Source organism: Pseudomonas sp. VA159-2 (assembly GCF_024126635.1).
Lineage (GTDB): Bacteria > Pseudomonadota > Gammaproteobacteria > Pseudomonadales > Pseudomonadaceae > Aquipseudomonas > Aquipseudomonas muyukensis.
The window spans coordinates 258,143-269,520 of the sequence record NZ_JAMYBV010000005.1 but is presented as its reverse complement, the minus strand read 5'-3'; the positions used below and the strand labels follow the sequence as shown (position 1 = coordinate 269,520).

Sequence of the window (11,378 nt, the reverse complement as noted above, 5' to 3'; positions counted from 1 at the left end):
GGCGCAGCGCTCGACGGCCATCCATGGCCGTCGCCCCACTACGCAAGAACTCCACTCGGCCTCCTGAAGTCGCAATTGGTGTTGCCTGAACTATCGCGCGCTTAGAAGCAACAGCAACAGCAACAGCAACAGCAACAGCAACAGCAACAGCAACAGCAACAGCAACAGCAACAGCAATTAGAATGAACAAAGAGCAAAGCGATTAGAATCTCAGTCTTTGACTGTCACTTCCTCTCGCCGGCAAGCCGGCTCCCGCTGGATGAATACAAGTCTTGAAACTTCACCCTGCGGGAACAAACTTAGGCAATCCCAACCTGATTACGCCCACTGTTCTTGGCCAGGTACAACCCCTTGTCCGCCGCCGAGATCAACTGCCGGCAATGGCTGCCCACCCCGGGTGTCAAGGTCGCCAGGCCAATGCTCACGGTCAGGTGCGAAGCCGCCTCAGGCACGGTGTGGGCGATGTTAAGCGCCATGATGGTCTGGCGCAGTTTCTCGGCAATCAGCCGCGCGCCTCCCGGCGAGGTATTCGGCAACACCAGGGCGAACTCCTCGCCACCATAACGCGCCGGCAAATCGGTGGGCCGCGAACAGCAACCACGGATTGCCTCGGCTACCTGGCGCAAGGCTTCATCGCCGGCCAGGTGGCCGAAACTGTCGTTGAACGCCTTGAAGAAATCCACGTCGATCATCAACAACGACAACTGCTGCTGTTCCCGCATGGCCCGGCGCCACTCCAGCTCCAGGTATTCGTCGAAGTGGCGGCGATTGGACAGCCCCGTGAGCCCATCCGAGTTCATCAGCCGCTGCAGCATCAGGTTGGTATCGAGCAACTGCTGCTGGCTCACGCGCAAGGCCCGGTACGCCTCGTCGCGCTGCAGCAAGGTCAGGTACGAGCGCGAGTGGTAGCGGATACGCGCCACCAACTCGATGGTGTCGGGCAACTTGACCAGGTAATCGTTGGCCCCGGCGGCGAACGCCGCGCTCTTGACCAGCGGGTCTTCCTTGGTCGACAGCACGATGATCGGGATATCCTGGGTGGCCGGGTTGTTACGGTACTCGCGCACCAGCGTCAGGCCGTCCAGCCCGGGCATGATCAGGTCCTGGAGGATCACCGTGGGCTTGATGCGCATGGCCTGGGCCACCGCCTGGTGCGGGTCGGCGCAAAAGTGGAAGTCGATGTTCTCCTCGTGGGCCAGGCCACGACGCACCGCCTCGCCGATCATCGCCTGATCGTCTACCAGCAGGACCATCGCCGCACTTTCGTTGATGGTCGTAAAACCTTCGATTGGTAGATCATTCATCCGTCGTCACCCGATCACTGCCGCAGCGGCGGCGTGACTCAATACATATCGTCATTTCGAAAAGATTTCCATCAGCCGCCCGGCGATTCGCTCCAAGGGGCGGATCTCCACCGCCGCGTTGATCGCCGCAGCGGCTTTGGGCATGCCGTACACCGCGCTGCTCTGCTGGTCCTGGGCGATGGTCAGAAAACCCTGCTCGCGCATCAGCTTCAGGCCCTGGGCGCCATCGCGGCCCATGCCGGTGAGCAGCACGCCCACCGCCTCGCCCGACCAGTAGCGCGCCACACTCTCGAAGAACACATCGATCGAGGGCCGGTAGATTTCGTTGACAGGTTCGGCAGTGTAGGCCAGTTCGCCGTTTTTCAGCAGGCGGATGTGGTGGTTGGTGCCTGCCAGCAGCACCTGCCCCGGTTGCGGCGGCTCGCCTTGGCGGGCCAGGCGCACTGGCAGGCCGGATGCCGAGCTGAGCCATTCGGCCATGCCGGCGGCAAACACCTGATCGACATGCTGGACCAGCACGATGGCCGCCGGGAAATTGCGCGGCAACTCCTTGAGCAACACCTCCAGCGCCGCCGGCCCACCCGCGGAGGAGCCAATGGCCACCAGGGCACGGCGCTGCGAGACGTCGCGCAGGGGAGCGGCGACCGCACGCGGCGCGCTGGGTCGCTGCTGGCCGATCAACCAACCGATATTGAGGATCTTGCGCAGCAGCGGGGCCGCGGCTTCGCGGGCATCGCCGGCACCCAGCGCCGGGGTGTCGACCACGTCCAGGGCGCCGTGGCCCATGGCCTCGAACACCCGGTGCACGTTCTGCTTGCGGTCTACCGTGACAATGACGATGGCGCACGGGGTCTCGGCCATGATCCGCCGGGTGGCCTCGACGCCATCCATCACCGGCATGATCAGGTCCATGAGGATCAAATCCGGCGTCTGCTCGGCGCAGCGCCGCACCGCTTCGGCGCCATCGCTGGCGACCCACAGCACCTCATGGGCCGGTTCGAAGGCCAACGCCCGACGCAAGGCCTCCACGGCCATGGGCATGTCGTTGACGATGGCGATCTTCATCCCTGAGCACCTCCGATCAGTTCCACCACCGCGTCCAGCAACGCATCATCGTGGAAGCTGGCCTTGGCCAGATAATAGTCGGCGCCGGCATCCAGGCCACGGCGGCGGTCTTCCTCGCGGTCCTTGTAGGACACCACCATCACCGGCAACGACTGCAGGCGCTGGTCGCGGCGCACGAGCGTGACCAGTTCGATGCCGTCCATGCGCGGCATGTCGATATCGGTGATCAGCAGGTCGAAATCGTCGCTGCGCAGTGCGTTCCAACCGTCCATGCCATCCACCGCCACGGCCACCTCGTAACCACGGTTGCCCAGCAGCTTGCGTTGCAGTTCGCGCACCGTGAGCGAGTCGTCGACCACCAGGATGCGCTTGCGCGCAACGCCCTTGCCACTGCGGCTACCACGCTCGATACGCTCCAGGCGGCCGGTGCTGAGCAGCTTGTCGACAGAGCGTAGCAGGTCCTCGACATCGATGATCAGCACCACCGAGCCATCATCGAGCAAGGCCCCGGAGGAAATGTCCTGGATTTTGCCCAGGCGCGGGTCGAGCGGCATCACCACCAGCACCCGTTCACCGATCAGGCGCTCCACCGCCACCCCATAGAGCTGGTCGCGCTCACGAATCACCACCACCCGCAGGCTCTGCTCATCGCCCTGGGCGGTTGGCCGGTTGAGCAACTGGCTGGCGGCCACCAAGCCGATATGCCGCTCGTCGTGCCAGAAGTGCTGACGCCCTTCGATCTGCACGATGGCCTCGGCCGGGACCTCGACGGTGCGCTCGATATGCGCGAGCGGGAAGGCATAGGCCTCGCCACCGACCTCCACCACCAGGCTGCGCACCACCGACAGGGTCAAGGGCACTTCGAGGTGGAAGCAGCAGCCCTGCCCCGCGACCTGGGTCAGCTCGATCGAGCCGCGCAGCTCGCGCACCATGTGCTGCACGGCATCCAGGCCAACGCCACGGCCGGACACCTCGGTCACCGTGTCGCGCAGGCTGAAGCCCGGCAGGAACAGGAACGTCAGCAGCTCGGCCTCGCTCATCTGCGCCACGGTCTCGGCCGGCGACAGCGCCCGCTCGACGATGCTCTGGCGCAAGCGTTCAAGGTCGATACCGGCGCCATCGTCGGCCAGTTCCAGGATCAGCAGGCCGGCCTGGTGCGAGGCGCGCAGGCGTACCGTGCCCTCGCTGGGCTTGCCCGCCAGCAGCCGGCGCTCGGGCAGCTCGATGCCGTGGTCGACGGCATTGCGCAGCAGGTGGGTCAGCGGTGCCTCGAGTTTCTCCAGCACATCGCGGTCGACCTGGGTCTTCTCGCCCTCGACCAGCAGCCGCACCGGCTTGTCCAGGGAACGACCGAGGTCGCGGACCATGCGGCTCTGCCCGGCCAGCACGTCGGCGAACGGGCGCATGCGGCATGCCAATGCGGTGTCGTACAGCAACTGCGCGCGCTGGCTGGCCTGCCAACCGAATTCGTCCAGGTCGGCGGCCTGCTGCAGCAGGATCTGCTGGGTTTCAGCCAACAGTTGCTGGGTCTGGGCCAGGGCCTCGAGCACTTCCGGGCCCTGGCCGCTGTCCTCCAGCTGGGTCTTGAGGCCGTCCAGGGCACGCATGCCCTGCCCGTGCATGCGCTTGAGACGCTGCAAGGTCGCCAGGTAGGGTTTCAAGCGCTGGGTCTCGACCAGCGACTTGCTCGACAGGTCGAGCAAGCTGTTAAGGCGGTCAGCGGTCACCCGCAGCACCCGCTCGCCACCCTCGCCACCCTCGCCACCCCGCTTGCCCACTTTGCGTGCGGCGCCAGTTTCGGGTTCAGGCTCCGGCTCGCTGGGCACCGCGGGGGGGGCGATGGGCTCGGCCGGCAGCGGCGCGACAGGCTGCGACAGCGGCGCCATCAGCACCGGCGCCGCCGGGTCGAGCACCGCCGCCATCTGTGCCAGAAACGCCGGGACCATCGCCTCGCCAGCCGGGTCGCCCGGCGTGGCGATGCGCATCAACAGATCGGTGCCCTGCAGCAGGACATCGATGTGCTCGGCACGCAGCAGCAGACGCCCCTCCTGGGCCGCCACCAGGCAGTCCTCCATCACGTGGGCAACGCTGACCCCGGCATCGATGCCGACGATACGTGCCGCGCCCTTGAGGGAGTGCGCGGCGCGCATGCAGGCTTCGAGCTGATCGGGCTGGGCCGGGTTGCGCTCCAGCGCCATCAGGCCCGCGCTGAGCACCTGGGTCTGTGCCTCGGCTTCCAGGCTGAACAGCTCGAGCAGCGAGGCGTCGCGCATTTGCTCCGGGGTCATGACAGGCTCCGCTTCACGGCTGACAGCAGCTGTTGTTCATCCAGCACGCGCACGCTGCGCCCACGCCACTGCAACACAGCCGTGGTGAAATGCGCGGCGTCGCGGCCATTGTCCTGCCCGGCGAGGTCGAGGCGGTGGATGCCGTCGATCTCATCCACCGCCACCACCACCGGCCCGCCCTCCACCGCCAGGATCAGCATCCGCGGCATGACCCGGCCATCGCGCTGCGCACCCGCTTCGTCCGGCAAGCCGAGCAGATCGCCCAGCGACAGGCAGGGCACCAAGGCCCCGCGCACATTGGCCACCCCCTGTAATACCCGTGAGCGCTGGTGCGGCAGGGAGTGCACCGGTTGCAGGGGGGAAATTTCGCTCAGGCAGGCGGTGGCCAGGGCCAACCACTCCTCCCCCAGGCGAAACAACAGCAGCGAGCGACCAACGACGGCCTGCACCGTCGCTGGCGCCGCGATCTCATCCTCCTGCAGCGCATAGCGGTCGAGCAAGCGCGTTGCAGCATCGGCATAGACTTCGCAGTTGCGGCAGTGCACATGCCGCTCGAGCAATGGGCACTGCTTGTCGCCATGGACGCCAATGCGATTCCAGCAATCGTCGATTGCCTGGTCATCGTGGGCGATCAGTTGCATGTCGTAACTCATCGTTCAGATTCCCTGCCAGCCCGCGCCGCACGTTCCTGCAGGCGCCGGGCGCCCACCTCGTCCCCTTGCGAAGCCAGCAGCGCGGCCAGGTGCACCAGGGCTTCAGGGTGCTGGGGTTCGAGGTACAGGGCCTTGCGGTAATGGGTGATGGCCTGGGCGACTTCGCCCTGGGTGTCGCTGAGCAACCCCAGCCAGTAGAAGATCTGCGCCTTGGGCGCAAAGTGGCGCAGGTAGCGCTCGCAGCCCTCGCGGGCCTGCGCACTGTCCCCGGCATTGGCATGGCGAGCGATAGCCGCCAGCAACTGCGCCTCGCCTTCGGCCGCGGCGGGTTTCGCCGGCACCGTGGGCCGGGGTAGCGGCGCCCGTGGCGGCAACGCCATGAGCCGCGGCGGCGGGTTCGCCGGCGCAGGTTGACGCGCAACGGGCAGCGGCTTGCTGACCGAAACAGGCGCAGGTGGGTTGTCCTGGCGTACATAGGCGAACGACTGGGCAATGCCCAGCGGGCGCATGCCCAGGCGCGCCAGCAGGCTGCCTTCGGCAGGCCCGATAAACAGGACGCCCTGGGCATGGGTCAGGTGCTTGAGCACCTCGAACACCCGCTGCTGGGTCGGCACATCGAAATAGATCAGCAGGTTGCGGCAGAACACGAAGTCATACAGGCCCTCGCGCCCCTTGAGCAGTGGGTCGAGCACATTGCCCACCTGCAGGCTGACCTGCTGGCGTACCCGCTCGGCAAGGCGATGGGCCTCGCCGGCCTCACTGAAGTAGCGCTCGCGAAACGCCAGGTCAGTGCCGCGGAAGGAATTGCGCCCATACACGCCCTGCTCGCCTTTGGCCACCGAGCTGGGGCTGATGTCGATGCCGTCGATGCGAAACGCACCCGGGTTGATCCCGGCATCGAGCAGCGCCATGGCGATCGAGTAGGGCTCCTCGCCGGTCGAGCACGGCAGGTTGAGGATACGCAGCGGCCGCGCGCCGGCCAATTCGGCCACGCGCTTGTGGGCCAGCCCGGCCAGGGCGGTGAACGATTCGGGATAACGGAAGAACCAGGTCTCCGGGACGATGACCGCCTCGATCAGCGCCTGCTGCTCTTCGGCAGACTGCTGCAGGCGCAGCCAGTAGTCATCCAGGTCGTCGGCCTGCAGCAGCGTGCAGCGCTGACGCAAGGCACGCTCGATCATGGGCGCGCCGACCGACTCCACATCCAGGCCGATGCGCTCCTGCAAGAACCGGAAAAAACGTTGTTCGTTCATGCGGGCACCAGCCCAGGCTCGGCCGGGTACAACAACGCCTGCACTTCGTCGCTGAGCAAGTCGTCCACCCGGATGCGCTGCAGCAGCCCCCGCGCATCCTGGCGCACCGGCCCCAGGTAACGGGCCTCGCCGTTGTCCAGGCCATAGGGCTGGAACGTCTCGGGGTCGCAGCGCAGGGTATCGGTGGCCTGCTCAAGGATCAGCCCCAGCTGCAAGCCCTGGCGATAGTGCACCAGGACCAGTCGCGTGCTGCTGCGCGCCGCCGCCGGCACGGCGAAGCTCAGCGCCGAGAGGTCGATCACCGGAATCAAGGCGCCACGATGGGCGAGCACGCCGGCCACCCAGGCCGGAGCCTGGGCGATGGGTTTCAGGGCACGGCGCGGCAGTACCTCGATCACCTCGCGCGCATCCAGGGCAAAGCGCTGGTCGGCGATGCGAAATTGCAGGTACAGCACACCGTGGTCAGCCGAGGCTTGGTGCGCGCGGGCAGGCAAGTCGTTCATCGCCGTCAGACTTTGAACCGCGATACACCGCCGCGCAGGCCCGCCGCCACCTGGCTCAGCTCATCGATGGCAAAGCTTGCCTGACGCAGCGATTCGACGGTCTGGGTGCTGGCGTCGCTGAGCTGGGCCAGTGCCTGGTTGATCTGCTCGGCACCGGTGGCCTGGGCCTGCATGCCCTCGTTGACCATCAGCACCCGCGGCGCCAAGGCCTGGACCTGGTGAATGATCTGGCTCAGCTGCTCACCCACCTGCTGCACCTCGAACATGCCACGGCGCACCTCCTCGGAGAACTTGTCCATGCCCATCACCCCGGCCGACACCGCCGACTGGATCTCGCGCACCATCTGCTCGATGTCGTAGGTGGCCACGGCGGTCTGGTCGGCCAGGCGACGCACCTCGGTGGCGACCACGGCAAAGCCGCGACCGTACTCGCCGGCTTTCTCCGCCTCGATGGCGGCATTGAGCGACAGCAGGTTGGTCTGGTCGGCCACCTTGACGATGGTGACCACCATCTGGGTGATGTTGCTGGCCTTCTCGTTGAGGATCGCCAGCTTGGCGTTGACCAGGTCGGCGGCGCCCATCACCTGGTGCATGGTCTCCTCCATCCGCGCCAGGCCCTGCTGGCCGGAGCCGGCCAGGCTCGAGGCCTGGTCGGCGGCGCTGGTGACCTCGGTCATGGTACGCACCAGGTCGCGGGAGGTGGCGGCGATTTCCCGCGAGGTGGCGCCAATCTCGGTGGTGGTGGCGGCAGTTTCGGTGGCGGTGGCCTGTTGCTGCTTGGAGGTGGCGGCGATCTCGGTGACCGACGTGGTCACCTGCACCGACGAACGCTGGGCCTGGGACACCAGGTTGGCCAGCGACTCGGCCATCTCGTTGAAACCGCCCTCGATGGCGCCGAACTCATCCTTGCGGTCCAGGCTCAGGCGCATGCTCAGGTCGCCCGAACGCAGGCGGTCCAGGGCATGCACGATACGCTGCATGGGCGCGGTGATCGCGCGCATCAGCAGCAGGCCACACACACCGGCCGCCACAATGGCCAGCAGCAGCGAGACGATCATGCTGCCTTTGGCCGTGGTCACGGCGCTGACGATATCGTTGGTGGCGGCATCGGCGGCCTCGCGGTTGCGCTCGATCACCTCGTTCAGGTGCTGGCGCCCTTCCTTCCAGGCCGGGGTAAGCACCTCGGCGATCAGGCGCTGGGCCTCGGCATAGTTCTTCTGCTGGTAGGTGGCCAGCACTTGGTCGACGAGCTTGACGTAGGCTTCTTCCAAGCGGGTGAATTCGTCGAAGGCGGCCTGGTCACTGGCCTCGCGAATGGTCGCCTGGTAACTGGCCATGTGCTTCTTGAGGCGATCGTCGAAGCTGTCGAACAGCTGCTGGTCGGCAGGGGTGAATTCGCGGTGGTTGGACAGGCCCACCAACTGCTGGCTGGTGACATAGCTGTCAACCCAGGCGCTACGGATCATCGAGCTGTAGTAGAGGCCAGGAATGCTGTCGGAGCCGACCGCCTCCTCGCTGGACTCGATCGCCACCAGCCGCGAATAGGCGGCCACGATCATCAGCAGCATGATGGCGATGATCACGGCGAAACTTGCCAGGATCCGTTGGCGCAAGGTCCAGTTCTTCACATTCAGCCCTCAGGAATTCGATACGAGCGGGAAAAATCGCCGAAGTATAGCCCAGGCGTCTGGTGCAATCGCGGCTGAATGCTGCGGGATTCAGGCGTCCCTGCCTGCTGGAATGGCCAAAAGGCGGTTCATTGACCCCCAGCAAGCCGGACCTGATTCTCCAGCTCCTGACGCAAAACCGGGTCGAGGCGCAACTGACGGGCCAATTCATCGAGGTAGGCACGCTCCATGAAGTTTTCCTGGTCGACCATCATCACGCTGGCCAGGTACATCTCGGCGGCCATCTCCGGGGTCTGCGCGGCGCGGGCCACCTCGGCCGGGTCCAGTGGCTTGTTCAGCTCGGCATGCAGCCAGTGCTGCAACTCGCGATCGCTGTCCAGGCGGGTGAACTCGCCTTCGATCAACGCCCGTTCGCGCTCATCGATATGGCCATCGGACTTGGCCGCCGCCACCAGTGCCCGCAATACCGCCTGGCTATGCTGCTCGGCCTGGGCCGGTGGCAGGCGGTCCAGGGTCTGCGGCTCGCGATTGCCCTCGCCCTGGCGTGCCTGCCAGTTGCCGTAGGCCTTGTAGGCCAGCACACCGAGCGCGGCCAGGCCGCCATAGGTGAGGGCCTTGCCGCCGTACTTGCGTGCTTGTTTGCTGCCTAGCAGCAGGCCCATGGCCCCGGCCGCCAGGGCGCCACCGCCGGCACCGGAAAGCAGGCTGCCCAAGCCTGCCGTGCCCTTGTCACTGGCGCGCTTGCCTTGATGCTCCTGCAACAGCGACTGACCGGATCTGAGCAATTGATCGAGCAGACCGCGAGTGTTCATCTGGCATACCTCCTGAGGGTGAGGGCGTCAGGGTAGGCCTACTCGCTGAATCCTCGCTTAACGCATTTGCATCTGGATGTTGCTCCTACGCCTTCAATCAACCGGCCTGCCGCGGCATCAGTCGCGCAGGTCCGACTCGTGGATCGGGTTGGCTCGGCTGGTGGCCCGCTGGTACTGGGCCGGCCAGGTGGCCTTGTTGCCGCCGAGGTCATCATCGGCGTGCAGCGGCCAGTACGGGTCGCGTAGTAGCTCGCGGGCAAGGAAGATCACATCGGCCTGGCCGGTGCGCAGGATGTGCTCGGCCTGGGCGGGCTCGGTAATCATGCCGACAGTGCCGGTGGCGATTTCCGACTCCTTGCGTACCCGCTCGGCAAAGCGGGTCTGATAGCCGGGACCGGTGGGGATCTCGGCGTTGACCGAGGTGCCGCCGGAGGAAACGTCGATCAGGTCGACGCCCAGGCCGCGCAGGCGGCGCGCCAGCTCGACGGTTTCGTCGGGGTTCCAGCCGTCCTCCACCCAGTCGGTGGCCGACACCCGCACGAACAGCGGCAACTCCTCGGGCCATGCCTTGCGTACCGCCTCGGTGACCTGCAGGGTCAGGCGAATGCGGTTCTCGAAACAACTGCCATAGTGGTCGCGGCGCTGGTTGCTCAGTGGCGAGAGGAACTGATGCAGCAGGTAGCCATGGGCCGCATGGATTTCCACCACCTTGAAGCCTGCTTTCAAGGCGCGTTCGGTGGCTGACACGAAAGCGTTGATGACGTCCTGGATCTCTTCTTCGCTCAGTTCCCGCGGTGGCGTGTGTTCGGGGTCGAAGGCAATCTTCGACGGCCCCACCGGTTGCCAGCCGCCGTGTTCGGGCTTGACGCTGCCGTGCTGGCCCAGCCAGGGGCGATGGGTGCTGGCCTTGCGTCCGGCATGGGCCAGCTGGATGCCGGGGACGGCGCCTTGGGCGGTGATGAAGCGGGTGATGCGTTGCAGGGGTTTGATCTGCTCGTCATGCCACAAGCCGAGGTCTTCGGCAGTGATGCGCCCGTCGGCGGTGACCGCTACGGCCTCGCTGATCACCAGGCCAGCGCCGCCAACGGCGCGGCTGCCCAGGTGGACCAGGTGCCAGTCGTTGGCCAGGCCGTCCACGGCGGAGTACTGGCACATTGGGGATACGGCGATGCGGTTGGGCAGGGTCAATTGACGCAGGGTGTAGGGCTCAAGCAGCAGGCTCATGAGGGCACCTCCCAGGGACTCCAATGGTTTTTCCGGTCCGGGTGCTGGTTTTTCTCAGAGGGGTGGGCTCGGATCCGGTAGTTTCAGACTAGACCATGGGGTTTGGGTTTGGGTTTGGGTTCGGGTTCGGGTTCGGGTTCGGGTTCGGGTTCGGGTTCGGGTTCGGGGATTGTTTTGGTTTTTGTATGCGCATTCATTTGCGATGTCGACGCACAGTCACCTTTCCGCCTTTACGGCGGCCCACTTTTGTCTTGGCAAAAGTGGGCAAAACCGTTCGGCTCCGTTCATCCGGCCCCTACGCTGCGCTCCGGGGTTCCCTCGCTCCGTTCTTGCTCCCGTGGGTACCGCGCTGTACGCCCCATCCTGGGGCGCAGCGCTCGACGGCCATCCATGGCCGTCGCCCCACTACGCAAGAACTCCGCTCGGCCTCCTGAAGTCGCAATTGGTGGCGCCTGGACTATCGCGCGCTTAGAAGCAAAATCAAAAAACAGAGCAAGAGCAAGAGCAAGAGCAAGAGCAAGAGCAAGAGCAAGAGCAAGAGCAAGAGCAAGAGCAAGAGCAAGAGCAAAACCTTGAGTGGTTATCAAACGACTGCCGCGTTTCTACAATGATGACCTCTCGCCGGCGAGCCGGCTCCTACAGGGAAAC

The 11,378-nt window shown here is 65.7% G+C and carries 10 protein-coding genes; all 10 read right to left on the bottom strand.

Going from position 1 to position 11,378, the window contains the following annotated elements; genetic code table 11:
* Positions 1-190: hypothetical protein (locus NJG22_RS07490; protein ID WP_253093440.1), on the bottom strand; the 190-nt coding region annotated here is incomplete at its 3' end.
* Between the two features lie 109 nt (positions 191-299).
* Positions 300-1,304, bottom strand: coding sequence for a PleD family two-component system response regulator (locus NJG22_RS07485; protein ID WP_253093439.1), 1,005 nt, complete (start codon positions 1,302-1,304; stop codon positions 300-302).
* 51 nt (positions 1,305-1,355) lie between these two features.
* Positions 1,356-2,369: a chemotaxis response regulator protein-glutamate methylesterase gene (locus tag NJG22_RS07480; protein ID WP_253093438.1), complete on the bottom strand. Its 1,014-nt coding sequence runs from the start codon at positions 2,367-2,369 to the stop codon at positions 1,356-1,358.
* Positions 2,366-4,657: a hybrid sensor histidine kinase/response regulator gene (locus tag NJG22_RS07475; RefSeq protein WP_253093437.1), complete on the bottom strand. Its 2,292-nt coding sequence runs from the start codon at positions 4,655-4,657 to the stop codon at positions 2,366-2,368. Before NJG22_RS07475 ends, NJG22_RS07480 begins: the two co-directional genes overlap by 4 nt.
* Positions 4,654-5,310 carry a chemotaxis protein CheW gene (locus NJG22_RS07470; protein ID WP_253093436.1) on the bottom strand — a complete coding sequence of 219 codons (657 nt, stop codon included), beginning with the start codon at positions 5,308-5,310 and terminating at the stop codon, positions 4,654-4,656. Before NJG22_RS07470 ends, NJG22_RS07475 begins: the two co-directional genes overlap by 4 nt.
* Positions 5,307-6,563 (bottom strand): CheR family methyltransferase, encoded by a 1,257-nt coding sequence (locus NJG22_RS07465; protein ID WP_253093435.1) that lies wholly within the window; start codon positions 6,561-6,563, stop codon positions 5,307-5,309. The genes NJG22_RS07470 and NJG22_RS07465 overlap by 4 nt, the downstream gene beginning before the upstream one ends.
* Positions 6,560-7,066 (bottom strand): chemotaxis protein CheW, encoded by a 507-nt coding sequence (locus NJG22_RS07460; RefSeq protein ID WP_253093434.1) that lies wholly within the window; start codon positions 7,064-7,066, stop codon positions 6,560-6,562. Before NJG22_RS07460 ends, NJG22_RS07465 begins: the two co-directional genes overlap by 4 nt.
* Positions 7,067-7,071: 5 nt before the next feature.
* Complete coding sequence (locus tag NJG22_RS07455) at positions 7,072-8,694, bottom strand: methyl-accepting chemotaxis protein (RefSeq protein ID WP_253093433.1); 1,623 nt, start codon at positions 8,692-8,694, stop codon at positions 7,072-7,074.
* 128 nt (positions 8,695-8,822) lie between these two features.
* Positions 8,823-9,506 carry a tellurite resistance TerB family protein gene (locus NJG22_RS07450; protein WP_253093432.1) on the bottom strand — a complete coding sequence of 228 codons (684 nt, stop codon included), beginning with the start codon at positions 9,504-9,506 and terminating at the stop codon, positions 8,823-8,825.
* Between the two features lie 117 nt (positions 9,507-9,623).
* Complete coding sequence (locus NJG22_RS07445) at positions 9,624-10,730, bottom strand: NADH:flavin oxidoreductase/NADH oxidase (protein WP_253093431.1); 1,107 nt, start codon at positions 10,728-10,730, stop codon at positions 9,624-9,626.
* Between the last annotated feature and the right edge of the window lie 648 nt (positions 10,731-11,378).

Excerpts from the sequence above, each read along its gene's own strand:
- NJG22_RS07445 (WP_253093431.1), bottom strand. The coding sequence starts at position 10,730 with ATGAGCCTGCTGCTTGAGCCCTACACCCTGCGTCAATTGACCCTGCCC.
- NJG22_RS07450 (WP_253093432.1), bottom strand. The coding sequence starts at position 9,506 with ATGAACACTCGCGGTCTGCTCGATCAATTGCTCAGATCCGGTCAGTCG.
- NJG22_RS07485 (WP_253093439.1), bottom strand. The coding sequence starts at position 1,304 with ATGAATGATCTACCAATCGAAGGTTTTACGACCATCAACGAAAGTGCG.
- NJG22_RS07470 (WP_253093436.1), bottom strand. The coding sequence starts at position 5,310 with ATGAGTTACGACATGCAACTGATCGCCCACGATGACCAGGCAATCGAC.
- NJG22_RS07460 (WP_253093434.1), bottom strand. The coding sequence starts at position 7,066 with ATGAACGACTTGCCTGCCCGCGCGCACCAAGCCTCGGCTGACCACGGT.
- NJG22_RS07465 (WP_253093435.1), bottom strand. The coding sequence starts at position 6,563 with ATGAACGAACAACGTTTTTTCCGGTTCTTGCAGGAGCGCATCGGCCTG.
- NJG22_RS07475 (WP_253093437.1), bottom strand. The coding sequence starts at position 4,657 with ATGACCCCGGAGCAAATGCGCGACGCCTCGCTGCTCGAGCTGTTCAGC.
- NJG22_RS07480 (WP_253093438.1), bottom strand. The coding sequence starts at position 2,369 with ATGAAGATCGCCATCGTCAACGACATGCCCATGGCCGTGGAGGCCTTG.